The following is a 265-nucleotide window of genomic DNA, read 5'->3' as shown; positions in this document are numbered from 1 at the left end:
AGGGCCTTGCTGACTGCCTGGGTGGTGATGCCCAGCTCCTGGGCCACGGCCTTTTGCTGGCCGCGGACGCCCGGCGTCAACAGGTCAAGGACGCGCCATTCCGCCGCGCTGCGGTGTTGCACGATGTGCCCAAGGAGCCGCAGGACGGCCTCGGCCTCCGACGCCAACGACGTGAGGGGACCGTCCACTGCTACGGGAATCCGCTCTTTTCCGTTCCGCAAGCGGTCAACAGCGCGGCGGGCATACACCAGGCCATGGCCTGATG

General features: G+C 67.9%; 1 protein-coding gene. It reads left to right on the top strand.

What is annotated here, in order from left to right; translation table 11 throughout:
- Nucleotides 1-263, top strand: a 263-nt coding sequence (locus tag SB724_RS20465) for a hypothetical protein (RefSeq protein ID WP_410572728.1), incomplete at its 5' end; no start/stop codon positions are given.
- Nucleotides 264-265: the final 2 nt, after the last annotated feature.

It is taken from the genome of Bacillus sp. SIMBA_031 (assembly GCF_046535225.1).
Taxonomy (GTDB): Bacteria; Bacillota; Bacilli; order Bacillales; family Bacillaceae; genus Bacillus; species Bacillus velezensis.
This window is presented reverse-complemented; position numbering and strand designations above follow the sequence as displayed.